The sequence below is a fragment of the Limisphaera sp. 4302-co genome (assembly GCF_049537155.1).
Lineage (GTDB): Bacteria > Verrucomicrobiota > Verrucomicrobiia > Limisphaerales > Limisphaeraceae > Limisphaera.
The window spans coordinates 468,674-493,583 of record NZ_JBMVQZ010000001.1; the positions used below are offsets into that span (position 1 = coordinate 468,674).

At 65.5% G+C, this 24,910-nt stretch carries 21 protein-coding genes; 12 read left to right on the top strand and 9 right to left on the bottom strand.

Annotated features, from left to right (window positions below; all coding sequences use genetic code 11):
- Positions 1-26 precede the first annotated feature (26 nt).
- From phoU to ACPDIX_RS01780, 7 genes are all read left to right on the top strand, one after another.
- Positions 27-1,157: a phosphate signaling complex protein PhoU gene (gene phoU / locus ACPDIX_RS01750; RefSeq protein ID WP_423430043.1), complete on the top strand. Its 1,131-nt coding sequence runs from the start codon at positions 27-29 to the stop codon at positions 1,155-1,157.
- Positions 1,158-1,174: 17 nt separating this feature from the next.
- Positions 1,175-2,119, top strand: coding sequence for a phosphate ABC transporter substrate-binding protein (locus tag ACPDIX_RS01755; protein WP_423430044.1), 945 nt, complete (start codon positions 1,175-1,177; stop codon positions 2,117-2,119).
- A gap of 37 nt (positions 2,120-2,156) precedes the next feature.
- Complete coding sequence (gene pstC, locus ACPDIX_RS01760) at positions 2,157-3,065, top strand: phosphate ABC transporter permease subunit PstC (protein ID WP_423430045.1); 909 nt, start codon at positions 2,157-2,159, stop codon at positions 3,063-3,065.
- Positions 3,062-3,982, top strand: a complete 921-nt coding sequence (pstA, locus tag ACPDIX_RS01765; RefSeq protein ID WP_423430046.1) for a phosphate ABC transporter permease PstA — start codon at positions 3,062-3,064, stop codon at positions 3,980-3,982. Before pstC ends, pstA begins: the two co-directional genes overlap by 4 nt.
- A gap of 20 nt (positions 3,983-4,002) precedes the next feature.
- Positions 4,003-4,764, top strand: coding sequence for a phosphate ABC transporter ATP-binding protein (locus ACPDIX_RS01770; protein WP_423430047.1), 762 nt, complete (start codon positions 4,003-4,005; stop codon positions 4,762-4,764).
- Positions 4,761-5,534 carry a phosphate ABC transporter ATP-binding protein gene (locus ACPDIX_RS01775; protein WP_423430048.1) on the top strand — a complete coding sequence of 258 codons (774 nt, stop codon included), beginning with the start codon at positions 4,761-4,763 and terminating at the stop codon, positions 5,532-5,534. The genes ACPDIX_RS01770 and ACPDIX_RS01775 overlap by 4 nt, the downstream gene beginning before the upstream one ends.
- Positions 5,535-5,826: 292 nt before the next feature.
- Positions 5,827-6,825, top strand: coding sequence for a deoxyhypusine synthase family protein (locus ACPDIX_RS01780; RefSeq protein WP_423430049.1), 999 nt, complete (start codon positions 5,827-5,829; stop codon positions 6,823-6,825).
- Positions 6,826-6,993: 168 nt separating this feature from the next.
- On the opposite strand, the gene ACPDIX_RS01785 is transcribed toward ACPDIX_RS01780, so the two are convergent.
- Complete coding sequence (locus ACPDIX_RS01785) at positions 6,994-7,767, bottom strand: prepilin-type N-terminal cleavage/methylation domain-containing protein (protein WP_423430050.1); 774 nt, start codon at positions 7,765-7,767, stop codon at positions 6,994-6,996.
- Positions 7,768-8,718: 951 nt separating this feature from the next.
- Here ACPDIX_RS01785 and ACPDIX_RS01790 point away from each other — a divergent pair.
- Positions 8,719-8,916, top strand: coding sequence for a hypothetical protein (locus tag ACPDIX_RS01790; protein ID WP_423430051.1), 198 nt, complete (start codon positions 8,719-8,721; stop codon positions 8,914-8,916).
- 314 nt (positions 8,917-9,230) lie between these two features.
- Here ACPDIX_RS01790 and ACPDIX_RS01795 read toward each other — a convergent pair whose 3' ends face one another.
- The 3 genes from ACPDIX_RS01795 to ACPDIX_RS01805 are packed head-to-tail and all read right to left on the bottom strand — an operon-like array spanning position 9,231 to position 12,357.
- Complete coding sequence (locus ACPDIX_RS01795; RefSeq protein ID WP_423430052.1) at positions 9,231-10,772, bottom strand: hypothetical protein; 1,542 nt, start codon at positions 10,770-10,772, stop codon at positions 9,231-9,233.
- On the bottom strand, positions 10,754-11,203 hold the full coding sequence (locus ACPDIX_RS01800; protein WP_423430053.1) for a hypothetical protein: 450 nt from the start codon (positions 11,201-11,203) through the stop codon (positions 10,754-10,756). Before ACPDIX_RS01800 ends, ACPDIX_RS01795 begins: the two co-directional genes overlap by 19 nt.
- Positions 11,204-11,253: 50 nt before the next feature.
- Positions 11,254-12,357 (bottom strand): hypothetical protein, encoded by a 1,104-nt coding sequence (locus tag ACPDIX_RS01805; RefSeq protein WP_423430054.1) that lies wholly within the window; start codon positions 12,355-12,357, stop codon positions 11,254-11,256.
- Between the two features lie 978 nt (positions 12,358-13,335).
- On the opposite strand from ACPDIX_RS01805, the gene ACPDIX_RS01810 reads away from it, so the two are divergent.
- Complete coding sequence (locus ACPDIX_RS01810) at positions 13,336-16,614, top strand: endo-1,4-beta-xylanase (protein WP_423430055.1); 3,279 nt, start codon at positions 13,336-13,338, stop codon at positions 16,612-16,614.
- Positions 16,615-16,696: 82 nt separating this feature from the next.
- Here ACPDIX_RS01810 and ACPDIX_RS01815 read toward each other — a convergent pair whose 3' ends face one another.
- Positions 16,697-17,305 carry a dTDP-6-deoxy-L-hexose 3-O-methyltransferase gene (locus tag ACPDIX_RS01815; protein ID WP_423430056.1) on the bottom strand — a complete coding sequence of 203 codons (609 nt, stop codon included), beginning with the start codon at positions 17,303-17,305 and terminating at the stop codon, positions 16,697-16,699.
- Between the two features lie 317 nt (positions 17,306-17,622).
- On the opposite strand from ACPDIX_RS01815, the gene proC reads away from it, so the two are divergent.
- Positions 17,623-18,438 carry a pyrroline-5-carboxylate reductase gene (gene proC / locus ACPDIX_RS01820; protein ID WP_423430057.1) on the top strand — a complete coding sequence of 272 codons (816 nt, stop codon included), beginning with the start codon at positions 17,623-17,625 and terminating at the stop codon, positions 18,436-18,438.
- Positions 18,439-18,472: 34 nt separating this feature from the next.
- A complete protein-coding gene (locus ACPDIX_RS01825) occupies positions 18,473-19,759 on the top strand; it encodes an AI-2E family transporter (protein WP_423430058.1) in 1,287 nt (428 codons plus the stop codon).
- On the opposite strand, the gene ACPDIX_RS01830 is transcribed toward ACPDIX_RS01825, so the two are convergent.
- The 3 genes from ACPDIX_RS01830 to ACPDIX_RS01840 form a co-directional block, all read right to left on the bottom strand.
- Positions 19,696-20,175 (bottom strand): DUF420 domain-containing protein, encoded by a 480-nt coding sequence (locus ACPDIX_RS01830; protein ID WP_423430059.1) that lies wholly within the window; start codon positions 20,173-20,175, stop codon positions 19,696-19,698. The two genes, ACPDIX_RS01825 and ACPDIX_RS01830, sit on opposite strands and share 64 nt — an antisense overlap.
- Positions 20,176-20,195: 20 nt before the next feature.
- Positions 20,196-20,963 carry an SCO family protein gene (locus ACPDIX_RS01835; protein ID WP_423430060.1) on the bottom strand — a complete coding sequence of 256 codons (768 nt, stop codon included), beginning with the start codon at positions 20,961-20,963 and terminating at the stop codon, positions 20,196-20,198.
- 173 nt (positions 20,964-21,136) lie between these two features.
- On the bottom strand, positions 21,137-21,379 hold the full coding sequence (locus ACPDIX_RS01840) for a hypothetical protein (RefSeq protein WP_423430061.1): 243 nt from the start codon (positions 21,377-21,379) through the stop codon (positions 21,137-21,139).
- A 515-nt stretch (positions 21,380-21,894) separates the two neighbouring features.
- Here ACPDIX_RS01840 and ACPDIX_RS01845 point away from each other — a divergent pair.
- The gene (locus tag ACPDIX_RS01845; RefSeq protein ID WP_423430062.1) at positions 21,895-22,758 is read left to right on the top strand and encodes a hypothetical protein; all 864 of its coding nucleotides are present in this window, start codon (positions 21,895-21,897) and stop codon (positions 22,756-22,758) included.
- Between the two features lie 435 nt (positions 22,759-23,193).
- Here the strand turns inward: ACPDIX_RS01845 and ACPDIX_RS01850 are convergent, their stop codons facing one another.
- The gene (locus tag ACPDIX_RS01850; protein WP_423430063.1) at positions 23,194-24,765 is read right to left on the bottom strand and encodes a hypothetical protein; all 1,572 of its coding nucleotides are present in this window, start codon (positions 24,763-24,765) and stop codon (positions 23,194-23,196) included.
- Positions 24,766-24,910 lie beyond the last annotated feature (145 nt).

The following is a 24,910-nucleotide window of genomic DNA, read 5'->3' on the forward strand; positions in this document are numbered from 1 at the left end:
CCGTCCCCCACGGGAGGGTCGCAACCATGCACGACAGCTCGACAGGTTCAGAGAACCAGCCGTCGCGCCGGTTCTGGGACGCGCGACTGCAACAGGACATCGAGGAAATCCAGTCCCGCGTCCGGGCCATGGGCGATCAGGTCGAACGCGCCCTGAAAACCAGCCTGGAAGCGGTTCTGGAGCGCAGTCGTCCCAAGGCTTACTCGGTCATCGTTCGAGATCAGCGCATTGACCGGTTGGAAAAGGAGATTGACCACCTTTGCTTGGAATTCCTGGTGCGGCAGCAGCCGGCCGGCCGGCATCTCCGCTTCGCGTATGCCACCATCAAGATCAATGCGGAGTTGGAACGCATCGGTGACTACGCCGAAAGCATCGCGCGGCAGGTCCTGAAGGTGGCCGATCAGGCGGAGCTTCCGGCCCCGGAAAAGTTCCGCGAGATCGGGCAGGTGGCCATCTCCATGCTCCGGACGGCCCTGGACGCCTTCCTGGAACAGGACGCGGAACGGGCCCGGCGCACCATGATCATCGAAGACCATGTGGATCGGTTGCGCAGCGAGTTGAACGCCGTCCTGCTCGGCGCCGAACGCGAGGGCCGGCTCCCGCTGCCGGCCCTGACCCCCATGCTCACGATCGCCCGCCGCTACGAGCGCGTGTCCGATCAGGCCAAGAACATTTGCGAGGAAACGCTCTACCTGTGCACCGGTGAGTACTGGAAACATCAGGGCGCCGGGGGGGTCGTACGCATCCTGTTCGTGGACGCCGACCACGGCGTTCGAAGTCGCATGGCGGCGGCCATCGGCCGGAATCTGGAGGCCGAGGGCCTGCACTTCCTCAGCGCCGGCCTGCAGCCCAGGCCGCTGGCCGAACCCTGGCACTCGTGGATGGACGCCCGCGGCATGGCAGAAGCCGGTTGCCCGCCCCGATCGGCCACCGAGCTTCTTCAGCAGGAAGCCATCGCTGTCGTGGTGGCACTGGAGCCGGTCGCCAGGGCCGTTTTCCCCGCCCCACCCACACCCACCGTGGCCATGGAATGGACCGTGCCGGAGCCGGAACGGTTGCTCGGCCAGGGGCTTCCACCCGAGGCCGCCGCCGAACAGCTCTTCCAAACCCTCCGGCTGCAGGTGCAGGACCTCGCCCAAGCCCTGGCCGGCGATTGATCGCAAGAGGACCGACCATGCGACCGCGCCCACGGTTGAAGGCCCTGCTCCCTTCGATGGCGGCCGCGCTGGTCCTGGGCGGGCTGACCGCCGGCTGCGGTCCCCGCCAGCAGACACCAGCCGGGACACCCGCGAAGGTCATCCAAAACAAGGGCTCGGACACGATGGTCAACCTTGCCCAGGCGTGGGCGGAAGCCTACCGAAAGGTCCGTCCGGACGTGAGCGTGGAAGTGTCCGGCGGAGGCTCGGGCGTGGGGATCGCCGCCCTGATGCGCGGGGCCGTGGACATCGCCAACAGCAGCCGGGACCTCAAGCCACGCGAGCTCGAGGAAGCACGCGCCGCCACAGGTAAGGAGGTCCACTGGTACATCGTCGGGTTCGATGCCCTTGCGGTGTACGTGCATCCCTCCAATCCCCTCGAGGAAATCACCCTCGAACAACTGGAGGAGATCTACGCCGAAGGCGGCCGGATCACCCGCTGGAGCGATCTTGGCGTCCAGATGCCCGAACCGCGGTTCGACCGGATCATCCGCATCAGCCGGCAGTCCAGCTCCGGCACCTATGAGTTCTTCCGCGAACACGCCCTGCGCAACCGGGATTTCAAACTGGGCTCCAACGACATGAACGGCTCCAAGGAGGTGGTGGAACTGGTGGCCACCACGCCGGGTGCCATCGGCTACAGCGGCATGGGCTATGCCACGCCGCGCGTGAAAATGCTCCGCGTGGCCCGGAAAAAGGGCGAACCCGCCTACGCGCCCACCATGGAAAACACCGTCACACGACGCTACCCCATCGCCCGCAGCCTGCTGATGTGTGTCCTGGGTGAACCCGAAGGAGAGATCAAAGCCTATCTGGACTGGGTGCGAAGCGACGCCGGGCAGCAACTGGTAGAGGACAACGGTTTCGTACCCATCCCACCCACGGAACGGACCCGGCCCGAAACAGTCGCACTTGTGCCCTAAGACCATGCATCCCCAGGGCTCCGGATCTCAAACCTCCATGGGTCAACCGGCCGAAGGCCGGCCGCTCTGGGCTCGAGCGGTCGAAAAGCTGATCGAGCTCCTCATCCGCTTGTGCGGGGTCAGCGCCGTGGTGTTCGTCCTGGCCATCTTCCTCTTCGTGTTCCGGGAGGCGGCCCCCGTGGTGTGGAGCGGCAAGGTGAACCTGGCGGAGTTCCTCGGCAGCATCGAGTGGTACCCCACCTCGGCGGTCAAGGTGCGATATGGCGCCCTGGCTTTGATCGTGGGCAGCATCAGCGTCACACTGGTGGCCATGGCACTGGCCGTGCCGTTCGGCCTGGGCGCGGCAGTGTTCGTCTCCGAGTTCTGCGGGCCCAGGATCCGTGAAACCCTGAAAATCGTCATCGAGTTGCTCGCGGCCATCCCGAGCGTCGTCTGGGGATTCGTCGGGATGACGGTGATCAGCCCGTTGTTGGTCCGCCACGCCGGTGCCCCGATCGGCGTCAACCTGCTCAATGGCGGCCTCATTCTGGCACTGATGAGCGTGCCGATCATCGTCTCCATCGGCGAGGACGCGCTGAAGGCCGTGCCGGATTCCTATCGCGAAGCCGCCCTCGCACTGGGCGCCACCCGATGGCAGGTCGTCTGGCGGGTCCTCCTGCCGGCCGCCCGAAACGGCCTGCTCGCAGCGGTGCTCCTCGGCGTGGGACGGGCCATCGGGGAAACCATGGCGGTACTCATGGCCACCGGGCATGCCGTGCAGATCCCGCACGGGTTGCTCGACTCCGTCCGCACGCTCACGGCCAACATTGCCGCCGAGCTGGGCGAGGCACCCGTCGGCTCCGATCATTACCGGGTGCTGTTCCTGATGGGTGTCCTGCTGTTCCTCATCACCTTCGTGGTCAACCTGGCGGCGGACCTCGTGGTCCGCGGCATCCGGAAACGATGAATCCCACATCCCAGACCGCCACGGCTCCCGGACGTTTCGCCCGCACGCCCTACGGGGCGCGCAAGGAGGCGTTCGAACGGCTCGCACGCACCGTGCTGGGGCTCATGGCCCTGTGCATGGTGACGCCTCTGCTGGCCATCGTGCTGCATCTGTTCATCCATGCCTGGCCCTCTCTCAACCTGGAGTTCCTCCTGGACGTTCCCCGCGACCACATGCGGGCCGGCGGCATCTGGCCCGCGTTCGTGGGGACTCTGTATCTGGTGGGGATCTCGCTGGCCGTGGCCGCGCCCATCGGTGTGCTGGCGGCCGTGTACCTCAACGAGTACGCACGGGACAACTGGTTCAACCGCCTGGTTCAACTGGCGGTGATCAACCTGGCCGGCGTGCCCAGCATCGTCCACGCGCTCTTTGGCCTGGGGGCGTTCGTCTACGGTGCCCGACTCGGCTACTCCGTCCTGGCGGCTTCGTTGACCCTGGCCATCATGACCCTGCCCGTGATCATCGCCAGCACGCGAGAAGCCCTGGCAGCAGTGCCCATGGCCTTCCGCGAAGCCTGCTGGAACGTGGGGGCCACCCGCTGGCAGACCATTCGTGCCGTCGTCCTGCCCAACGCGCTCAGCGGCATCCTCACCGGGGTGATCCTGCAGGTCAGCCGCGCCGCGGGTGAGACGGCCCCCATCATGTTCACCGGAGCCGTCTTCTACAAGGCCGTCCAGCGCGGCGACCTGTTTCCCTACCACCTCAAGGAACAGTGCATGGCCCTGGCCATGCACCTCTACACCCTGGCCACCCAGGTGCCCAACGTCCCCGAATCCATGACCTACGCCACGGCGGTGGTCCTGTTGCTGACGGTCCTGCTGGTCAACGCCGCCGCCATCGCCATCCGCGTCTGGATGCGCAACCGCAAACGCTGGTGAACCGGAACGACCGTTGCGCCATGGCCACACGACCCAAGATCGAGGTGGAAAACCTGCGGTTGTGGTACGGCACCCAGCCCGTCCTGCACGGACTGACCTTCGATGTCCATCCGGGTGAAATCCTGGCCGTCATCGGCCCGGCACAATCCGGCAAGAGCTCGCTGCTGAAGTGCCTCAACCGGACCATCGAGCTGGTCCCGGGCGCCCGCGTCGAAGGGGCCATCCGCATCGACGGCCAGGACATCCGCCAGATCCGCGACGTCCACGCCCTGCGCCGACGCATCGGCATGGTCACACCCCTGCCCGTCGGCCTGCCCATGAGCATCTACGACAACGTGGCCTTCGCACCCCGCTGCGCCGGCATCCGCGACCGCAGGGAACTGGACGCTCGCGTGGAGGAGTGCCTCCGGCAGGCCGCCCTCTGGGACGAAGTCAAGGACCGCCTCCACATGCTCGGCACCAAACTCTCCGGCGGCCAGCAACAACGCCTGACCATCGCCCGCGCGCTCTCTCACCGGCCCGAAATCCTCTGCCTGGACGAGTTCTCCATCGCCATCGACCCCGTCACCACCATGCGCATCGAGGAGGTCCTCCGCCAGCTCCGCACCCGCATGACCATCATCCTGGTCACCAACCTCACCCAGCAGGCACGGCGCCTGGCAGATCGCACCCTTTTCCTCTGGAAAGGTGAACTGGTCGAGCTGGACCGGAACGAGGTGATCTTTTCCGAGCACCCGCGCGACCGGCGAACCTACGAATACGTTCGCGGCCTGTTCGGATGAACAACATCCTGTACAGTCTCGAAACCCGCAACCTGAACCTCTGGTACGGCCGGTTCCAGGCCCTCACCGAGGTCAGCGTCCGGATCCGCCACGGCCTCATCACCGCCCTCATCGGGCCGTCAGGTTGCGGCAAAACCACCCTTTTGCGCTGTTTCAACCGCATCAACGAACGGTACGGCGACGTCACCATCAGCGGCGAAATCCGCGTCCAAGGCCGCAACATCTACGACCCCGACGTCTCCCTCATCGAACTGCGCCGCCACGTGGGCATGGTCTTCCAACGCCCCAATCCCCTGCCCCTCTCGGTTTACGAGAACATCGTCTTCGGCCTCCGCATCCACACGCCACGAGCAGAACTGAACCGGTCCATCCTCGACGAGGCGGTCGAATCCGCCCTCCGCGAGGTCGGTCTTTGGGACCAGCTCAAGGACCGCCTGCACCGGCCCGCCACCGACCTCCAGCTCGAGCAGCAACAGAAACTTTGTCTGGCCCGGCTCCTGCCGCTCAAACCCGAGGTGATCCTCCTGGACGAGCCGTGCTCGGCCCTCGACGTGGACGGCACACGCGCCATCGAGGAACTCATGCTCAGCCTGCGCGGCCGGTACACCTTCCTCATCGTCACCCACAACATGTCCCAGGCCCGGCGCATCAGCGACGAATGCATCTTCATGCTCATGGGCCGCGTCATCGAACACGCCCGCACCGAAGACCTGTTCCTCAAACCCGCCGATCCACGCACAGCCGACTACATCGAAGGCCGCTACGGTTGAGCACCGGCCCTCGCACCCACCCGGACGGCCCGCCCGGCGCGCCTGCTGCTCCGGTCCCTCCCGCACGAGTCGGGCTCCACTCAACACAACCGAATCCGCGCAACCCGCGCGCTTCGAACCCGAAACCCATGCTTGACGCACAAAAGGCCTTCCCAATCCTTGGGGCGTCGCGCCCGGCGGCCGAAAGCTCAACCGGAACGAAAACCGGTCCGCACAGCCACGGCAAACCTGCCGGGGCCGGCGGCGGACCCATGGCGGCCGGGGCAATGGCAATCAGCAAACGATTGTTCCGATGAACAACACACAAGGTCCCATTTCCGCCTTCATCGAAAGGCATTACCGACACTTCAACGCCGCGGCGCTGCGCGACGCCGCGCGGGCCTACCGTGCCCACCTCGAGGCCGGCGGCCAGATGTTCCTCACACTGGCCGGCGCCATGAGCACCGCCGAGCTCGGAATCTCCCTGGCCGAAATGATCCGGGCCGACAAGGTTCACGCCATCTGCTGCACCGGCGCCAACCTCGAGGAGGACGTCTTCAACCTCGTGGCCCACAAGCACTACGTTCGCGTCCCTCATTACCGGGAGCTCAGCGCCGCAGACGAGGAAGCCCTGCTCCAGCGCCACCTCAACCGGGTCACCGACACCTGCATCCCCGAGATGGAAGCCATGCGCCGGATCGAGGAGGCCATGCTCCAGCTTTGGCGGGACTGTGACCAGCGCGGCGAACGTCTTTTCCCCCACGAATTCTTCTACCGTCTGCTGCGTTCCGGCCGGCTCAAAGACAGCTACGAGATCGACCCCCGCGATTCCTGGCTGATCGCCGCCGCCGAAAAGGATCTGCCCCTGTTCGTCCCGGGATGGGAAGACTCGACCCTGGGCAACATGTACGCGGCAGCCGTCATCCGCGGCGACGTCCGCAACCCGGGAACCGTCCGCAGCGGCATCGAGTACATGATCCGCCTGGCTGAATGGTACACCGCACAGGCCCGGACCCTCGCCAACGGGCTGGGAAGCATCGGCTTCTTCCAGATCGGTGGCGGCATCGCAGGCGATTTCCCCATCTGCGTCGTGCCCATGCTGCACCAGGATCTCCGCCGCGAAAACGTCCCCCTCTGGGGTTACTTCTGCCAGATCAGCGACTCCACCACCAGCTACGGCGGTTACTCCGGCGCGGTCCCCAACGAGAAGATCACCTGGGGCAAACTGGCGAAAGAAACCCCGAAGTTTATGATCGAAAGCGACGCCACCATCGTGGCCCCGCTGATCTTCGCCTACGTCCTGGGGTGGTAAAGCGACCGGTTTGACTGCTCACGAGCCGCTGCCTCGGACACGATAGCTGAAGGCCCCTTTCACTTCGCGCGTCCGGGCGGCGGCCCCGCAAGGTCCATGACCGGCAGCCGCGGCCCCGGCTTTGGAGACAGGGCGCCCGCTGTCTGCCCGCGGGCACCTCTCCCATCCTCACGGGCGGGCGGTCAGCGTGGGCAGCCGCGCCTTCAATACCGGATCGAAATCGTTCGGATCCTGCCAGAAGTAGTACACCCGGGACGACACGTTCCAAGTCGTCAGGAAATACATCTGCTCGAACTTGATCCAACGGGCCGATCCATCGGCAAAGACCTGGTTGCCACCGACCGGGACGGCCGATTTGGCCGAGCGATGCTGGGGCATGTTCGCGTACACGAACTCCCGTCCCGGCTCCTGCCCGCCCCAACGGCCGTTGATCTTGCCCACTGCGTCCGCCGCCAGGGTCCACGTGCCCTTGGCCAGACTGAGCTTCACCGGACTGCGCGAGGGGAAGTTGCCCGCCGGATTCAGCCAGTTGGTGAGCCCCCCGAAATACTGGTACCCCAGCACCCACTGCGGATACTGCGGCTCGTAAACGGGCAGACCGGGCCGGTTCGGACACGTCCAAACCGACACCGTGTTCGAAACCACGGCCAGCCCCACCATGGCGGCGGCCGACGCCTCCGGCGGGTTCAGACAGTTCTGAACGAAATAACCGCCAGCCCACCGCGCCTGCAAAACCCGGTCATTGTTGTCCACCGCATAAATGTTCACCCCCACCGCCAGCTGCCGCAGGTTGTTCAGGCAGGAGGCGCGCTTGCCCTTCTCTTTCGCCGCCGAAAGCGCCGGCAACAACATCGCCGCCAGAATGGCAATGATGGCAATGACCACCAGAAGCTCGATCAATGTAAAGGCGGAACCCGACCCGTCGCGTCGAACCGGTTTCATGGTCGTTTCATGAGTTGGGCGCCCCGAGGTCCCGTCGCCGCCGCCTGCCGGCTGCAGCGCCCCTCGAGCCCGCACTACACACCTACGCCTCCGTCGCGGCACAGTCAATCACCGTGGTTTCCTCATGCGGCGTCCTTTCGCTTCTTCATTTGCCACAGATGGGCCCTCTCTCACAGCCCGCCAGGCCCGATTCGATTCGTCCCCCGCTCCACCGGCCCACCCGGATCCGGCACGCCCGAAACGGCCCGTCCCACCCCCCGCCCACCCCGGCACCGGCACATTCCTGCTGCCCGCATGGGATCACCGGTCTGCGGCGGATCCGACCAGCCTCTCCCGGCTCATCATCCCGCCGGACCGGCAACAGACCCATCCTGGGGCGTGTATCAGACCCGCTCGACCGCCCGGAAGGACACCTTGCCCGGAAACGGTTCCTCCTTGCCACCTCGCCCACGGCACCGGCGCCCGCAGCCCGGGAAGCACACCACAACACCCGGCGGGGACGGAAACGCACGCCACGGAATCACCCGAAGCCGTTCCGGGTCTCGTGTCCCGGTCCACATCCCCGCCAGCCCCATGGAGATCTCCAGACCCGCAAACCATACCACGCGCCGACTGCCCAAGCCGGGCGTTCGACCGACCCACTTGGACAGGCCGGCGACATCCCTGAATACAACTCCCTGCGCCACCGGTTGACAAACCGCACCATTCACGCTTGAGCAGCAACGTGCTTGGTTCGTGTATGGTCTCTCGAGCGAACCGGTGCCTGTCACGGGGCTGGTTTCCGCACTACGTGGCCCCGAGGCATGGCGCGCCGTGGATCATGGCTCCTGTCATCTACAAATCCCACGCTTTGCAATCGTGAAAAGCCCCTTGTCACCGTACCACGGGCCCTGCCTCTGGGCGGCTCGCCAGGTCTCGATCATTGTCGCGCTTGGTCTCCCGGCTTGGACCATGAACAAGTTGTTGCCGTCCTCCACCTGGATGATGGTTGCGAGCCTGGTCATCGCGGCAATGGCAGCCCTGCTCGGCCTCAAGTTTATCGTGGACGTTCTGGTTGCCGCCTTCAGTTCATGGTTCGCCGAGCTGGGCAGTGGCATGGGGTACCTGGTTGCCTCGATCCGCAGCCGCAGCGTGCGAAAGGCGTCGTGACACGGCGGGACCCGTCCAAGCTCCGCGCCTTTTCCCTCCAGGTCGCCAGGGCAATTCGGTCGGACTCCTCCAACCTCCAATTGGCACGTTACACGCCAGAGTGTCGGGAAACACCGCCAGAGCGGCATCTCGTTTACTCGAAAAAAAGCCTCGGAAAAGCCTGCTGCGCCGGTGCTTCAACCGGGCGCGCCGCGACCGGGTGAATCCCTCCGTGCCAGGCTCTCCCTCGCAACCAACGTCGCGACCTTGACCGGCCACCGGCCAAAGGTCTCCTCTTTTCAACGCCACCTGCCCTCCCGCCACCGATTCGATGCTCATCTGCCCAGCCGGGTATCTTTTCCATCCCAGGGTGGTTCACCCGGAGCGCGCCGCCGCCAGATCTCCATACGCTCCGTGACTTCCAATGGAACGCAATGCTGCATCAGCCAGCTCGAAAACGTCGGATCCGCCTTCTCCGCCTCCCTGCGGATCACCAGCAGGTCAACTTGATTGCTCTCTAAACAAACCACGACGTCCTGCCAGGAAATCTGTCCACTCAGGAATCGCTTCCTGGGCAGGACCAACAACTCTGGCGGCGGAAAAACCCCTGCGTGGCACATCTCCACATAGTAATCCACCGGGGCATAGCACCATAGATTCGAGCGGGCCGTGGCCCGCATGTGCTCCAGCACGATCGGGTCCGGTCCGCCCCGGGTGAGGAGCATGTTCACGTTGCCCACCAGCCTGCCGGCACCAAAGCCGGCCCAAAGCGCCGCCACCGTGGACAACGTCAGCACGGCAGACGCCACCGCCTTCGGCGATGGTGGTGTCTGGTCTGCTCGGTCCGGCGCCGGCCCTTTTGTCGCGTCCGACCAGTGGGCCTGCAACACCCGTACGGCATGAACCAAAGCCAGGCCCCCGAGGATGGAAAGAGGCAGAACGAATTGGTATTCATAATACCACCACCACAGGGTGGCGATGGCTTTGAATGCCAGAGCCCCCAACAGCGTTCCCACGGCAAACATGCCCACTGCCGGCCACTGCAATGCCCGCAACGTCAGAAGCCCGAATCCGCCGGCAACCACAACCACCAAAACGTTCGGGCCCAAAAAGCCCCTGACGTACTCCATCGTCGCGGGATCCGCGGAAGCGTGTTGGTTTGCCATCCAGTGGGATCCGAGCAGCCAATCCCACCGGAAGTTCGGCGACAGCCTTGCCCAGAGACCGAAACTTGCGACCCAACCGGCCAACCATGGCAACAACAGCCGCAGCGATTCGCGAAATCCCCACCTCCGCCAACTGTACAGCACCAAACCCGGCGCCGTGATGACTGCCGTGAGCTTTAGGTGCATTGCCGCCCCCATCACCGCGCCGGAAAGAAACGGCTGCCAGGGGCGAAGCCGTGGGCCGGCCCCGCTCAGCAGACCTGCCGCCACCACGGCCCACGCCCAGGCCGCCGGCTCCAACATGATGCTGAAGATCAGCAGCAGATCCCTGGGCACGGACGCCATCAGCAACGCCGCACCGACGAGTCCCACGGCACCGAGGGTTCCCCGGCCCATCCATGCAATGGCCGCCCACATCGCCGCCATGGATACAACCGTGAACAGTCGCGGCATGTGCGGCCCTTCTCCGAACCACTGACAAAGCCGTGCGTTCAAGAGCGTGTGCAGCCATGGTTGGTCGTTCCACACCCGTGGCAGTTGGTCGGCATGACGAACCGCAAAGTGAATCTTGAGAAGTTCCCAACAGTCATCAGGGCCCACGCTCGGCAGATTCCGCGTCGTCAGGTACCCGGCCGCCAGGCAGAGGACGACCACCAGCCACCCCCACCATTCACTCCGCTTGCCCACGCCGGTCATCCCTCCTTTCTCCATGCCGAGCGCCAACTCAGTGCGCCCACCAGAAAGAACCAAGTGGCCAGAGTCATGCGCCATTCGGCCTTGTAATCGCGTATCCACGCCGCCCACGTTTCGACACCTGCCAGACAGGGGCATGGTCCCAACGATGAGGGCCACAGGATCTGGCCGACGAGAAAGCCCGCCCCTGCAATCGTCAGGGTCACACTGTTCCAGGGCGCGGGCAGGAGGACGATTGCCAGCCCCACGATCGTTTCACCAATCCCCTGCACCAGGACCCGGTTCTGCAATTGACCCGCCTGCGCACCGGTCACCCCCGGCGCTCCGGACTCGCCATGCACGACCGTTGCCAGTTTGGCCAGGCCCAGCCCCGTCAACAGGCATCCGGCCAGCAGGACAAGAGCACCGACGCCGGTCCATCGTTGGGTCCAACGACTGCTTCTGAGCATGGATTGCAAGAGTGCGAAGAGGCCCGCAGGTGGCTTTTGACCGCGACAATCTAATGGATGCGAGCACGGCGCCGGTACCACCAGACCCATCCCCAAAGCAAAACCCCGGCGAGGAGCCCGGCCACGAGCACGCTGCGGTAGACCTGCGACTGTCCCGTCAGCTTCACAAGTTCGGCGAATGTGTTCTGCGGCGGCTCCTCCACAGGCCGCCATTGCCCCCCGATGCCCACCTGATAGGACACCTCGTTCGAAATGACGGTGAACGTGGTCAGGGGTTCGTTCACCCGCCGAAACATTTCAGGGAAGTACCCATCGGCGGCAGCGGGATCCACGCCGAACTCGATATCGTCCAGATAATTCGTGTGTCGCAGCAGGCCTTCCCGTGGATCCATCTCCTCCACGATGTACTGCCACGGCGGAAAGGGACGCTCCGGCAGATACGTGTAAATCACGCGATAAGAACGCCCCGGCTTGTCCTGTGCATGGGTTTCATAAACGATCTCTGCAGGCCGGCCCTGGGCGTCGTACCGAACAATCTCGCCCCGTCCGCCGGGATAAGGCCGCACCACAGTGATGGGTGCCACTTCGAACACGGCATCGCTGATCCAGCGCAGCTCTCCGGGGCCCAATTCATCGAGTCCCAGCCGCAAATCACACTTCAACATGGCATCGCGCATGGCTCGGGATGCATGGAATTCTCCTTTGCCACCCGCCGTGTTGGTTCGAAAGGTCACTCCCAGGCTCATGTGGCCGGGATACAGCGTCCAATAATAGTACCGGTTGCTCCCCGCGACGCGCTCCAAGCCTCTGGGGATCGGGTGAAAAGTGGGGGTGCCGTCCGTCTTGAACAGCACCTCGCCCTTCTCGGTGCCCAAAGCACGTTGATACCACCCTTGGGGCTGCCAGCCCGCTTCGAATCGCTCAAGAAGCGACATGAGCGGGCGACGCGGGACCAGCCTCTCCGAGGCACCCGGAGATTCCGCCACGGACATTATGAGGCGCGAGAGCGCCCGCCGGTAGGCCATGTACCGGATCCACGGGGTCCGGGCCAGGTACTCCCTGAAGAGCACGGCCGGTTCCCGGTCGAGGGGAAACTCCTCGTGTTTCTCGGGCAACTGTTGGCCGCTTGCGCCGACGACGGCAATCCCGAGCACGAGGCAGACCCACGCTCTCCAGCACGCCCGGCGGGCCGCCGGCGGACCCAAACATCCGTTGTCGGCCGGACCAGCCGGCAGGCTTGCTCGATTGCACGCGGTCATATCTTTTCTCCTGTCCATCAGAACCTGGCGGCCCTGGCGACCCGTTTTTACCAGTCGGCGGGGAGCTTCCCCCGCCGAGAGCTGCCCTTTCTCCCGGCCGTCCTGAACGCCGTCACGCCCGGGTGATGGGTGCCCTTTGAATGCCACCCGACGCTGCGCCCGCCACGCTCATTGCTCGCCATCGTCCCGGCATCATCATGGAGTCGACCAACAACGATCTTCACCCACAAAAGCCTGCACGAAGGATTTCCTCACAAACGGCTCCTGGTCGCACACGTAAAGGCATCTGGGGTTGCCGTCTGTCCAAACGGTTGTCCATCCCTGGCTGTTTGGGGGAGGCGGTGCCACCCATGAATACCGTTGGCCGTCCTCGACCAGACGGCACGGACCGCCGCCCGGGTAAACGACTCTCAGGCACTCTCGCTCTGTCGGGAACCAACACGCCACGGCAGCAGTGGTCCAGGTGACAATCGCCAGAACCATGGCAGTCGGCGACGAGCGAAGAGAGGAGATCCACGAAGCGAGCACCGGATTGCATGGCTTTGTTTTCATGCCGACAGAAAAGCATAAAAAAAAAGTTGTCAAGCCCTGGAGCGCGCGGGCCCGTCGTTCGAGCGTCGTGCAGTCGCATGTCCTTTTTCGAGTCCGATGATTCGTCTTTTGCCAATCCGCCCGGGACTGTTGCCGGCCCGTTGCGGAATTGACCTTCCGGCAACCTGCCGCTGCCCGGAGCAAGCGTGTATGCCCTGCATCGTTTGAACGGTCACCTGCCTCGCGCAACAACGGTCCGGGGTCGTCAAAGGGCCGTGGTGTTGGAGCTCGACCTCATCAGGCCGGACCCGCATTCTGTGGGCCGACGTGCGCGAGGTTGCCATGAGAACACCTGGCATTCGCTTCATCGGGCTGGCCGTGTGGATCGGCGCAGCGCCGCTCCTCCCGGCTTCCGCAAGCCCGGGGGCGCCCCCTCCGGTGGTTTTCAGCACCGAACAGGATCACCGGAACATGATGGAACAGTTGGGCATCACCCGGCTGCGACCGGGGCGAAGCCCGGGTGCGGATGCACCGAACGCCGCCAACTACGACGAGGCAAGAGCAAATCCGTACCCGGAGCTGCCCCAGCTCCTACGCAGTCCCGACGGCACGGCCATCTGCACGCCCGAGCTCTGGTGGCTCAAGCGGCGGCCCGAGATCCTGGAGCTGCTCGAGCGCGAGGTTTACGGGCGGATCCCCGCCGGCGTCCCTCCCGTCCGCTGGGAGGTGACCGACACGCGCGAGATCGAACTGGCCGGCAAACCCGCCATTGAACGGGAACTGGTCGGCATCGTGGACAACTCCATCTGCCCGGAGATCGAGGTCCGCATCTCCCTGTCGCTGACCCTGCCCCGGGAGGCGCAACGGCCGGTGCCGGTCATGCTGAGTTTCGGGTTTACCCCACGACAGTTGGAAGAGTTTCGCAAACGCCCCGACCGCGAGGCGGATGGTCCGCGTCAACCTGACAAACGGGCAAAACTCATCGCCGCCGGTTGGGGATGCGCGATGCTCAATCCGATGACGATTCAGGACGACGCCGGCGGCTGGCGCCCGCGCCGGTCGGGCGGTTCCGAGTCCGCCCGCGCCGAACCGACCGGGGCCGGGCTGACCCGTGGCATCATCGGCTTGGTCAACCGCGGCCAACCGCGAAAGCCGGATCAGTGGGGGGCGCTGCGCGCCTGGGCCTGGGGGGCGTCGCGGGCACTGGATTACCTGGAAACCGTGCCGGAGGTGGACGCGCGCCACGTGGCCATCGCCGGGGTTTCCCGGTTCGGCAAGGCGGCCCTTGTGGCGATGGCTTTCGACCAACGATTCGCCGCGGGGTTGATCGCCTCCTCGGGCAGGGGCGGCACCGCACTCTTTCGCCGCAACTTCGGCGAGAGTCTCGAAAACCTGGCCGGGCCGGCCGCCTACCACTGGATGGCAGGCAATTTCATGAAATACGCCGCCGAGGAGTCGCGCTTCGGCCGGCTCACCGCCGCCGACCTGCCCGTGGACGCCCACATGACGCTGGCGCTCTGCGCGCCGCGACTGGTGTTCATCAGCCACGGTGTCCCCGAGAAAGGCGACGCCCTCTGGCTGGACCACCGCGGCAGTTTCATGGCGGCCGTCGCCGCCCAGAAGGTCTGGCGCCTGCTCGGCGAGCGGGACCTCGGCTGCAGCGATGATTACATCAGCGAACGTCCGCCCGCCGTGCTCGAGGGTCTGCTGCACGGCGCGCTGGCCTGGCGCCAGCACGACGGCGGTCATACCGACGAACCCAACGTCGAACCTTTCGTCCGATGGGCCGAGGAGCAATGGCAGCGAAAGGCGCAGTGGGCGGCGCGGGAGCGACGCGATCTGCGCTCCCTCAAGGCCGTGGTCAACAACCGGTACAAGATCGGCGTGGGGGTGGACCTCGACGTCCTTCACGACCCGCGGGATGCCGCCCTGATCCTCCGGCATTTCCAGATCCTCACGCCCGAGAACTGCATGAAGCCACAGGCCCTGCATCCGGCCGAAAACGTCTGGCGGTTCGAACAGGCCGATGCCTACGCCAACTTCGCCCGGTCCAACGGCCTCGAGCTGGTCGGTCACTGCCTGGTGTGGGCCAAGGACGATCGCACCGACCGCTGGATGATGGAAGAACCCGACGGGCGTCCCGTGACGCGTGAGACCCTCCTGCGCCGGATCGAAACGCACGTCCGCACCGTGGTGCAGCGCTATGCCGACGTGGTCACCATGTGGGACGTGGTGAACGAGGCCGTCGCCGACACCGGAGAGGAAATCCTGCGCGATTCGGTCTATTCGCGCACCACCGGCCTGGACTTCCTGGTCACCGCGTTTCGAGCCGCGCGGGCAGCCGACCCCGATGCCATCCTCATCTACAACGACTACAACTGTCACCTGCCGGACAAACGTCGCAGGATCCTGGCACTCTTGCGCGAGTTGAAGGCCCGCGGTGCGCCGGTGGATGCCTACGGCATGCAGGGCCACCTCGAACTGGAGGACCATGCCCTGCCCCAGCTGCGCGAAATGCTCGAAGAGCTGCGGAAACTGGGTCTCAAGGTGGTGGTATCGGAACTGGACCTGGACATCGTCAACCGGAGCCGCTGGTGGGCCGAGGGTGGCAAATACCGCGAGGAACTTTCCCGTTGGGACCCCTACCGCCACGGGCTGCCACTGGAGGTGGAACAGAAGGCACTGCGCCGGTGGCTCGATGTGTTCCAACTTTTCGAGGACCACCGCGACAGGATTCTGCGGGTCTCGTTCTGGAACCTTCACGACGGCCAGAGCTGGCTCAATTACTTTCCCTGGCGGCGGACCAACCACCCCCTCTTGTTCGATCGCCAGCGCCGGCCCAAACCGGCCTTCGACGCCGTCTACCGGCTGCTCCAGGGCCCCGCCCCGGCTCATGAAGCCGTGGAACGCACCGATCCCAACTCCCGCCTGGCCCATCAGCAGCTCGTCGCAAAGACGCGCCAGGGCCGGATCGACGTCTACTTCGTGGGCGACTCGATCACCCGTCGCTGGGGCGCGACCGATTATCCCCACCTGCTGGAGCACTGGCGCAAAAGCTTTCACGGCTGGCACGCGGCCAACTTCGGCTGGGGCGGCGACACCACCCACAACATCCTGTGGCGGATCCGCAACGGCGAGTTCGAGGGCCTGTCACCCAAGATCATCGTGCTGCAGGCCGGCGCCAACAATCTGCCCTGGCACGGCCCCGCCGGCGAGACACACATCCGGGACGTGGTCAACGGCATTCGCGCGCTCATTGCCGAGTTCCAACAACGCGCCCCCGCCGCGGTCATCGTGTTGACAGCCATGTTTCCCCGCTCGCAAAATCCCGAGCTCCAACCGGCCATCGAGGCCATCAATCGGCAGCTCGCCCTGCTGGCCGACGGGCAACGCATCCGCTGGATTGACATCAACGACCAGCTCGCCGACGAGTCCGGCGGTTTGCGGCCCGGGATGTCCGCCGACGGCCTCCATCTCGAACTGCCCGCCTACGAGATCTGGGCGGGTGCACTCCGGCCGATCTTCGAAGAGGTCCTCGGGCCGCCCGCAGCAGAAGACCTCGCGCCTCCGCCCACGGGCAATCCCGCAGCCGCCACCTCCAACCCGGCCCCCGGGCCTTGAAAAGTCCGCTTGAAGCCGCGGCGGCACTGCCATCGGATTCGATCGCGGTGCCGCGCCCCCGCGGCCACCCGGCCACATCCGCTCATCTCTTCCGCACGAAGGAGGGCGTGTGGGCGATCGGCAGCTTCTCGATCACCACATCCTGACCAAGGAAGAACTCGTCAATGGCCCGCGTTTCGCCGGCCAGACCGAGGATGACCGCCGTGGGCCGGTACACGTCCACGTCGATGTGCAGCAGTGCGATCTTGAAGGCCGGATGTTCCGCAAGGTACCGCGGGACCGTCTCGCAGATGTCACCCTCGACCAGTTCACAGTTCGGGAAGGACTTGTAATTCAGGACCGCCTCCACGTCGGCCACGGACATGCCCGGTCCGCCTTCCCGCTCGAATTGTTCGATAAAACGCTGGTCGTCGGCGTCAGGCTGTGGCGGAAACGCACCGAACGCATCGAATGCGACGATCTTTCGCGACCATGGGCTCTCCAGCAGGTGCCGGAACGTGGCAAACCGGATCAGGGATGCCGCCTTGTACACGCCGCACTCCACCACGTGCCCCGGCAGGTGGAGGATCGTTTTGTACAGCTCGTAGTGGGCCAGGACCTTCCCCAGGCGACTGGGATGGCTGGTCACGTGGTATCCGTTCTCGTACTCCCAGGAACGGTCCGGGTCGAATCCGAACAGCAACTTGCCCATCAGCAGCGCACCCTTCTCTGCGATCCCACCGGATCCCCGCTGGCACCCGCGAACGGTTTGCCGTTCGAAGCCCCGGCCGCCGCGGAAACCCGACGAACGACCTGAGTCAGTCAGGACCTCACGCGCCCGTCAAGCCCCAAGGCCGGATATCGCTCGCCGCTGAACAACCGGCATCTGGTTGTTCCCCACGCCCCGCAGGCCAACCCCCGAAAGCATGCGTCTCCCGAGACAAACCACTCGCGGAAGCGGTTCCTTTTCCCCTCCGGAACGGCGCTTTTCCCCTTTCATGCGCCGGGCCCGGTTGCTACAAGAGCGGCATGCCGGCAGGATTGACCTTGGGATTCATCGGCACCGGACAAATGGCCACCGCACTGGCACGCGGTTTCATCCAGGCCAAACGCGTGGCCGCCCGGCAGGTGGTCGGCAGCGACCCCGACCCGGCGGCACGGGCACGGTTCACCCGGGAGACCGGCGCCAAAACCGTGACACGGAACCTGGAGCTCCTCCGACAGGCCGGCGTGATCGTATTGGCCACCAAACCTGCCCAGGTGGACGAGGTCCTGGCAGAACTGCATCCGGGCTTCACCGCCGCCCATCTGTTGATCTCCATCGCCGCCGGGGTTCCGCTGCGCCGGCTGGAATCCGGTCTGCCCGCAGGTGCCCGGGTGATCCGGGTGATGCCCAACACGGCCGCGCTGGTGGGTGCCTCCGCCACGGCCTTTGCCCCGGGCCAACACGCCACCCGGGCGGACACCGCCCTGGTGCAAAGGCTTTTCTCCGCAGTGGGTTTGGCCCTGCCGATCAAGGAAGCCCTGCTGGACGCCGTGACGGGGCTGAGCGGCAGCGGCCCTGCCTACGTCTGTGCGTTCCTGGAAGCCCTGGTGGACGGCGGCGTGGCATGCGGCCTGCCGCGGTCCACGGCGCATCAGCTGGCGCTGCAGACCCTGCTGGGCACCGCGAGGTTGCTGAAGGAACGGGAGCTTCACCCGGCAATGCTCCGGGAAATGGTGACCAGCCCCGGCGGCACCACCATCGAAGGGTTGCACGCACTGGCGGATGGGGCTTTCCACGGCGTCGTGATGAGCGCCGTGCGCCGAGCGGCTGAGAAGGCCGCCCGCCTGGGTCAAGGTTGACGCAGCGAGCTCAAGGCTGATCCGAGGAAAGGCGATGAGTTTTCCACCGCCCACAAAGGGACAGGCCAGGCTGATCTGGGCAGCGCTGACGGGCTTGGCCGTGGCCACGCTGGCTTTCTTGGTGGGGGCCCTGGTTTGGGCGCTGGGGCGTGTGCTGGACGTGCTCTCGCCGGTGCTCTGGCCGCTGGCGGTCGCGGGTGTGCTGGCGTACCTGCTGGACCCGCTGGTGGACCGGCTCGAGCAGCGGGGAGTGGCCCGCGTGCGGGCCGTGTTGCTGGTGTTCCTGCTGGCGATCCTGATCGTGACCGGATTGGTCGCCAGCGTGGTCCCAAAACTGGTCGTGCAAACGCGCCAGTTGGTTGAAAACATCCCGACGTTCGTGGCCCGGCTGGAAGCGCGGGTGGAACGTTGGGCCACTCACCCGCCGGCCCTGCTCGACCAGACGTTGCGACGGCTCGGCCTGCCCTGGCTGCGCACCCCTGCGGAGACCAACTCCCCCGCAACGCCGCCGGAGCCCGGGTCCACGACCGGCCCCGCCGCAGCCCCCCAACCCGGAGCACCCCACGGTCCGGGTTGGCTGGACCAGCTCGATCCGGACACGGTGCAGAAGGTGGCCGCCTGGTCGGGCCGGGCCCTGCGCACTGCCGGCAACTGGTTGGCCGATCAATTGTCCAAGGTCACGGGACTTTTCGGCGTGGTCGCCGGCCTGGCGCTTATCCCCATCTACCTTTTCTATCTCTTGGTGGAAAAGCGGGCCATCACCGACTCCTGGACACGTTACCTGCCGCTGCGGGATTCACGTCTGAAAGAGGAACTGGTCTTCGTGCTCCGCTCGGTGAACGACCATCTGATCGCGTTCTTCCGCGGTCAGGTGCTCGTGGCCATGTGCGACGGCGTGCTGTACGGAATCGGTTTCGCCCTGATCGGCCTGCCCTACGCGGCGGTGATCGGCGCCTTGGCGATGGTCCTGACGATCATTCCCTTTCTGGGGGCCATCGTCACCTGTGTGACGGCGTTGATCATCGCCGTGGTGACTTTCGGAGACTGGCAGCATCCGCTCCTGGTGCTGGTGGTCGTGGCGGCTGTCCAGGCCATCGAAGGTTACGTGCTGCAACCACGGATCCTGGGATCGCGCGTGGGGCTGCATCCGATGGTGATTATCGTCGCCATCATGACCGGCACCACACTGCTGGGCGGTCTGCTGGGTGGGATTCTGGCCATCCCGATGGCGGCGGTGCTTCGGGTGCTGTTGGCCCGCTACATCTGGCGTTCGACCACGGAGGACACCTCCCCGGCAGCCGCTCCGGCCGACGGCAGCTGAGGGAAGATCTGGTAAAGCAGCAGGTAGATCAGGACACCGGTCACCGAAACGTACAACCAGACCGGCCAGGTCCAGCGCGCCCAACGCCGGTGGGCTTCCCACCGTTGCCGCAGGGCGAGAGTCACCGTGGTCAACACCATGGGGACAATGACGCCGGCCAGCACGGTGTGCGTCATGAGAATCAGGAGGTAAATGGGCCGGAACCACTCCGGCTCGCGAAAAACCGTGCGCCCGGCGTGGGCGTGGTAATAGAGGTAGCTCACCAGGAACAGGGCCGAGAGCACCACGGCGCCCAACATGCACCACCGGTGCGCCTCCCGCCGGCCGCGGCGGATTTGAACAAGGCCCACGGTCACCAGCGTGGCACTGGCACCGTTCAACAGGGCGTTGATCCAGGGAAGATCCTGAAGCTCCATGCGCCTCGGTCCTCCGGGCGTCACGATTGGGATCCCGCCGGCTCCCGTTCCAGGCGACGGATCGCCCGCAAAATCCGCCGCTGCACCGTCTGGAAGTCCACATCCTCGCCCACGGTCTCGAAACTGGCCCGCAGCCGTCCCTGCCCGTCCACCAGCACGAACGTGGTACTGTGGATGAAGAGCTCAGCCGGATGGGAACGTTGCTCCTCCGGAATCTCCAGTGCGGTGAGTTTGAGGCCGTCCACGGCCAGCCGGGCGATCTGCTCCGGCGCACCGGTCAGAAACCACCACCGCCGGAAGTCGGCGCCGAACTTTTCCCCGTAACGCCGCAGAACTTCAGGCGTGTCGTAGGCTGGATCGGTGGTGAGGGTGACCAACCGCACGGGACGGTCCGCAGGCAATGCATCCTGCAGCATCTTCATGCGCCGGGTCAGGATCGGACACGGCCCGGCACAGCGGGTGAAGATGATGTCGGCCACCCAGGGATGTCCCCGCAGATCCGCCCGGGTGACGGCGATGCCGCTCTGATTGGTCAGGACGAAATCGGGCACAGTGCCCAGCACCGGCAGGGGCGGTTCCGGATTCCTCCTCACGGCCACCAACGCCAATGCCAGCAAAACCGCCAATGTGAGGCCCAGCAGAACCAGTCCCACCCCCACGGTGCTCAACGAACCCGCCACACTGCGAGGGACTCCACCCGCGAACACGCCGCCTCCCGGGCGAAGGGTTCCCCATCCCGGTCTGCCGGCCGATTCATTACCGGACTTCGCACGCCTCCTGACGAACATGACGCCTCGTTAGACCGAAACCTTGCACCGCGCAAGGCCCGTTGCTGCCGGGTTCATCCCTGTCGGCTTTTGGAAAAGCGATGCCCGTCTCGGGCATGGACACGCCTCGAGGCACAGCCCGGCCACCCTCCCACAGGCGTGACCGACTGCGGGGCCGTTCCCGGGCCGGCTCATCACCGACCCCCAACCCGGTGCCCCTCCCTGGGGCGCTGGAGTTGGTTGAGCATTTGATTCAGCCGGTCCAGTTCCCGGCTCATCTCCTCCTTTTGCTCGGCCGCCATGTCCAGGAGCTCGGCCGCTTCTTCAAGCTCCTCCAACACCTCTTTCAGCCCGGTGAGCACCTCGTGCATCCGTTGCAGGGCTTCTTCGATGGCGCGGGGGCGCGTACGCGGAGAAGTGTTCGCCGATCCCGCCACAGACGTCACGGTGGCGCTTGTCCCGGGCGGCTTCCCCGGCAGGGGCGGCGCTTCAGGGGCGCCGGCCGGTTCCGGCGTTGCTGACGAACTGGTGTCCTCCACGGCCTCTGCCGGTCGGGACGCTGTCCGGACCTCTTCCGAACCCGTGTCGGAGCGGGACCGGGTGTCCGGACTGGATTCCGGGGCGGCATCGTCCTGTCGGGCCTCACCCCCGCCGCCATGCCGGCGCCGGCCGCCCCGGCCGCGCCCGCCCCGGCGCCGTCCGCGAGACGGCCAGTCGGCTCGCTCGCCACCACCCTGGCTCACCGGTGCAGGTCCATGTTCAAACGCATCTCCCGTTGCCATTGACATCCGCACCATCAAGCGGGCGGAGACCAACAAAAAGCAACTGCAATCTCGATTGCACAGCCCGTCGCTTCGCGAGCGCACGGGAGAACGACCGACGCGAGCCGGCCTCACCGCAACTCCTCGCCGCAACTGGTGTTTTGCTTGTGGACGGCTAGATTGAGTCCGCCATGCAAACGAAAGCCCGGTCCCAAACGGCTCGGTGGTGCATCGCCGCAGGTCTGCTTGCGGCAGGCGCCGGGCGGCTTGCCGCTGCACCCGCCGGTCCGGCTGAGAATCCCTACCTGGTGGTGGTCGAACGCAATATGTTCGACCTGAAACCGATGCCTCGGCCCGAAGAGACCGTGCCCGCGCCCCCTCCCCCGCCTCCCACCAAGATCACCTTGCAGGGCATCACGGTCTTGTTTGGACGCAAGGAAGTCCTCCTGAAGATCCCGGAATCGCCTGCGCCGGGGCAACCCCCGCAGGAACGCTCCCTGATCCTGGGCGAGGGCGAACGCCACGGCCCCATCGAAGTGGTCCGGATCGATCCGGTGGCGCGCGAGGTGGAGTTTCGTGACTCGGGCAATCCGGTGACCTTGAAGCTGACCGATTTCATCGTGAAGACGCCGGTGGCGCCCACTCCCACACCCGCCCCCGGGGTCGTCAAACCTGCCGCGCCCGGTACCTCCCGTCCCGTACCTCCGCCCACTGTCAATCTCCCTCAACCCGGTACTCCCGTCGGTTCCACGATTGGAACGACCGCGACGCCCACCCCGGTTGCAAATCAACCGAACCCAGGTTTCCCCTCGCGCCCGGTTCGGACGCTCCCGGCAAATACCGTCCCGTCAACCGCACAGGTCCCGCAACCCCAGCAGCCGCCGCTCTCTCTGGAAGAACAGATCGTGTTGATCGAACTGCAGCGACAGGCCACGCAGGACAAGGTCATGCGGGGCGAGCTGCCGCCACTGCCGCCGACGGAGCTCACTCCCACGCCACCGGTCCCGACGCCCAATCCACCCACGCCCACCGTCCCACCGTTGCCGGGGAACTGAACCCGGGCCGATCCCGGACAGGGTAAACCCCGCAAAGCCGGGGAGATTCGATCCGCGCATGCCGCATCGGCTGCGTACAGGTTCCCTGCACAAGGGAGCGCACCTTGCCCGGGCCGACGTTTCCACACCACTTGGATGGGACCGATTGCCGCGCTGCGGGGCTCCGCCAGCAGTGCCCGGGAGCGCCAACCGACGCCACCGCCATTCGCCGGCTCCGAGCAATCCAGGCGGCAGGCCTTGGAGGTTCTTCGCCAGGCACAAATTCACGAATGGTTACGGGCCGGGAAGTTCCGCCCCGAGGGGACCAAAGCACAGGGCAATCCACGGGCCGTCCCGTGGTTGTAACGCTCACTGCAGGTAAGTCCCGGGAATGGCGAACCCATCGCGATCGGCCGCGACGGTGTTTCCGGACGATCGGACCCGTTCCGGATCCCTCTAGGTTCGGATCGGAACCGGCGGGACCGGTACCGGAGGCAGAGAAGGCGCAGTTTCAGGTACGGCCTCCGCCTGCACAGGCTCGGCGGCCGGGGCGGGCACCGCCACACCCCGGTTGAGCGCGATGCTGAAGCCGACCAACCCCGTGAAGTAGTAAAACTCCGCGTAGAATGCCCCGAACACGACCAAGAAGTGGATCACCCGCGCGCAGAACAGCGCCAGCAGAAAGGTATTGAGTGTCTTGAGCTCGGGCGGGCCGTACCGGTAGTTCCGCACCAATACGCGCCAGGCCGCGTACCAGAACCACAGCACACCGATCGCCCCCCACACTCCCAGGGGAACGATGACCGACAGCGGGCCGTTGTGATAGTCGCCGGCCAGCTCGGCCAACTCGCCCGGAGTCAATTCACCCTGTCCGCGCAGGCGGTCATAACGCCGGAACTGGGCCATCTCCAGGTCCCGCGTGTTGATGGCATAGCCCTTCCCCAGCCAGAAGTACTTCGGGACGTCCACGACCACCCGCTGCCACAAGTCCAGCCGCCACTGCGTGGAGAGTCGTGCGTCTTCCCGCACCTGCTCGATCCCCAGCCAGGGAATCCAGGAAAGCGAGCGCTGCACCTGGTAGGGCAGCCGGTGGGAAATGGGCAGCAGGGAAACGAACAACCCAAAAATGGCCACCCACAACGGCAGGTATCGAACCTTGAGATAGCCCTCGAGATAGAACTGGAAGGTCAGGATCAGCGCGGCCAGCACGACGAAGCTGCGGTACCCACCGTAGGCAATACCGATGCTGAACAGGAGGACGATCGCCAGCCGCCACGGCCGGCGCATGTCGAAGATGCCGCGCAACCCGTAGCGGGCGGTCATGTACCAGAGACCGCACAACGAGGCGGTCGCCACGCCGTACATGCGTCCCACGCTGAGCCCCGTGGGTGACGGCATGTACAAGGCGGTCCGTTCCACCGGGAAGAAATAGTAGATGTATCGGAGCCACTCGGGCACCCACTGAACCACGCTGCTCAGCGCCAGCGTCAGCCCGCCCAGGAAGAACAGACCGGTGTACCGAACCGCCTTCTCCGGCGGGATGGGCCGTGCGCTGAGGGCGAAGTAACCCAGAATGGCACCCGCCAGCGAGACGTATCGGCTGCCCCCGCCAATCTCCGACCCCGTGAAACCGAATCCCGCACCACCCGTAAGGGCAAAGGTCACGGCCAGGACACCACTGAGGTAAACCAAGGGCCAGGTCACCGAGGGGACCAAGATCGGTTTCTGGCGCCGGTCCAAAGCATACATCAAGAGGATGATGACGATGCTGACGCCGGTCAGCACCAGTCGCAGCGGCGGTCGGCCCGGCAAAAACGGCACCACCGCCAGGGTGTGCCACGAAAGGATCAGCAGCGGATGATGCCAGTTCAGCAGGATGGGAATCATCAGCACCAGGAACACCACCCCCAGCACAAGAAACGAGCTGTAGTCCAGGGGCGTGGCCAGGAAATAGCCCAGGACCACCGCCAGTGGCAGGCAGATGGTGTAAACCAGCGCCGAGCGTACGACTTGTCGCGGATCGCTCATGAGTCAGCCGTTTGCAGGCAAATGTCGGGGTCGAGATTACCGCGCCACGCGGCCGCTTTCCAGCCCTCGATTTGCTTTTTTGCTCAGCTGGGCGTTCGAGTCACCGGACGTGGCACCGCCCGTCCCAAGGCCGAGCGGGGATTGG

Bases quoted from the DNA above. Each gene is read 5' to 3' on its own strand.
- ACPDIX_RS01755 (WP_423430044.1), top strand. From the start codon at position 1,175: ATGCGACCGCGCCCACGGTTGAAGGCCCTGCTCCCTTCGATGGCGGCC.
- ACPDIX_RS01830 (WP_423430059.1), bottom strand. From the start codon at position 20,175: ATGGAGCTTCAGGATCTTCCCTGGATCAACGCCCTGTTGAACGGTGCC.
- pstA (WP_423430046.1), top strand. From the start codon at position 3,062: ATGAATCCCACATCCCAGACCGCCACGGCTCCCGGACGTTTCGCCCGC.
- ACPDIX_RS01845 (WP_423430062.1), top strand. From the start codon at position 21,895: ATGCAAACGAAAGCCCGGTCCCAAACGGCTCGGTGGTGCATCGCCGCA.
- proC (WP_423430057.1), top strand. From the start codon at position 17,623: ATGCCGGCAGGATTGACCTTGGGATTCATCGGCACCGGACAAATGGCC.
- ACPDIX_RS01795 (WP_423430052.1), bottom strand. From the start codon at position 10,772: ATGGAGAAAGGAGGGATGACCGGCGTGGGCAAGCGGAGTGAATGGTGG.
- ACPDIX_RS01815 (WP_423430056.1), bottom strand. From the start codon at position 17,305: ATGGGCAAGTTGCTGTTCGGATTCGACCCGGACCGTTCCTGGGAGTAC.
- ACPDIX_RS01825 (WP_423430058.1), top strand. From the start codon at position 18,473: ATGAGTTTTCCACCGCCCACAAAGGGACAGGCCAGGCTGATCTGGGCA.
- ACPDIX_RS01775 (WP_423430048.1), top strand. From the start codon at position 4,761: ATGAACAACATCCTGTACAGTCTCGAAACCCGCAACCTGAACCTCTGG.
- ACPDIX_RS01790 (WP_423430051.1), top strand. From the start codon at position 8,719: ATGAACAAGTTGTTGCCGTCCTCCACCTGGATGATGGTTGCGAGCCTG.
- ACPDIX_RS01785 (WP_423430050.1), bottom strand. From the start codon at position 7,767: ATGAAACCGGTTCGACGCGACGGGTCGGGTTCCGCCTTTACATTGATC.
- pstC (WP_423430045.1), top strand. From the start codon at position 2,157: ATGGGTCAACCGGCCGAAGGCCGGCCGCTCTGGGCTCGAGCGGTCGAA.
- ACPDIX_RS01770 (WP_423430047.1), top strand. From the start codon at position 4,003: ATGGCCACACGACCCAAGATCGAGGTGGAAAACCTGCGGTTGTGGTAC.
- ACPDIX_RS01835 (WP_423430060.1), bottom strand. From the start codon at position 20,963: ATGTTCGTCAGGAGGCGTGCGAAGTCCGGTAATGAATCGGCCGGCAGA.
- ACPDIX_RS01850 (WP_423430063.1), bottom strand. From the start codon at position 24,765: ATGAGCGATCCGCGACAAGTCGTACGCTCGGCGCTGGTTTACACCATC.
- ACPDIX_RS01810 (WP_423430055.1), top strand. From the start codon at position 13,336: ATGAGAACACCTGGCATTCGCTTCATCGGGCTGGCCGTGTGGATCGGC.
- ACPDIX_RS01800 (WP_423430053.1), bottom strand. From the start codon at position 11,203: ATGCTCAGAAGCAGTCGTTGGACCCAACGATGGACCGGCGTCGGTGCT.
- phoU (WP_423430043.1), top strand. From the start codon at position 27: ATGCACGACAGCTCGACAGGTTCAGAGAACCAGCCGTCGCGCCGGTTC.
- ACPDIX_RS01780 (WP_423430049.1), top strand. From the start codon at position 5,827: ATGAACAACACACAAGGTCCCATTTCCGCCTTCATCGAAAGGCATTAC.